Source organism: Secundilactobacillus paracollinoides DSM 15502 = JCM 11969 (genome assembly GCF_001311135.1).
In the GTDB taxonomy this organism is placed as follows: Bacteria; Bacillota; Bacilli; order Lactobacillales; family Lactobacillaceae; genus Secundilactobacillus; species Secundilactobacillus paracollinoides.
In genome coordinates this window covers 1-939 of record NZ_BBAG01000158.1, presented here as the reverse complement: position 1 = coordinate 939, position 939 = coordinate 1, and the positions used below count along the sequence as shown (strand labels likewise).

General features: G+C 36.6%; 1 protein-coding gene and 1 pseudogene. Both read left to right on the top strand.

Translation table 11 applies throughout. The features are described 5' to 3' along the window. Nucleotides 1-445: pseudogene (locus tag JCM11969_RS16780) on the top strand (replication initiator protein A); the annotation flags it as partial. 288 nt (nucleotides 446-733) lie between these two features. Continuing rightward, entirely contained in the window at nucleotides 734-913 is a 180-nt protein-coding gene (locus JCM11969_RS16775) for a hypothetical protein (RefSeq protein ID WP_054713022.1), read from the top strand. Nucleotides 914-939: the final 26 nt, after the last annotated feature.

Sequence of the window (939 nt, the reverse complement as noted above, 5' to 3'; positions counted from 1 at the left end):
TTTTTCACCAGCAGAAATTCAAAAGCAAAATCGAGATTTAGTAAAACATGCTGACGAGTTCTTAACCGATCCAGAAAGTGGCTGGGAAGTCTTCTTAGAACCCGAAGCCATTCAACTGCTCAGTTTCTGGTGTCGAACACCACAACAAATGCGTCGCTTCATTGGCATTATCTTAAATGCTAAGTATGCCATTGAAAAAGCTCACAAGGACCTCGGCGTTTGGATTACTTTAGATGATCCCGAACTAAAACCTCTAATGACCAAGACATTAAGACGCTACTTCAATGCTCTGAGAAGCAACGAGAAACATATCAAGAACGTAGAGAACTACTTGTACGGCACCATGCAAAATCTGTTTAGCATTTACTGGAACAAAAAAGCCAACGCCAAATATCAAGCTGAACATCCTGAAACAAGCAGCCAGCAAGCACCCCTTTTTAATTAGCTCTAAAATCGCTTCTCAGCCGTTTTAACGATGGACTATATATTTATATTAAAATAGCGACTGAATTGCCTATACAAACAAACAGCGGACAATTTTAGCCGGTTTAGCCAATTTGAATCAGCGGGCTAATCATTTTAAATGATCACTGCTTGACTAGTTTAGTTTAAAAATGCGCTTAGCAGTCTCCAGGGGGAACTATGCTCTTTTTAGCTACATGAATTAGCAAGAATAATTTTTTAATATTGATTAAACTGAGTATGAGCAACTTGTTCTAGGAGGCGTGGCTTTATGAGTAAAAAGATTTGGATGATTATTTTTCGTTATTTGTTAGCGATTGGCTTATTTTTAGCCTATAGTGCATTATTTGATAATCAAGATCATGATTTGATTAGATCGACTCTTGTTTTTGCTATATGTCTTGGCCTTGCTATTATTCCATTTAGCCATAAGACCAAAAGCAAAAAATAGTTTAAGGGATATATAAAATTGATATT

What these genes read in the sequence shown, in the direction of transcription:
- JCM11969_RS16775 (WP_054713022.1), top strand. Translation starts at nt 734, where the DNA reads ATGAGTAAAAAGATTTGGATGATTATTTTTCGTTATTTGTTAGCGATT.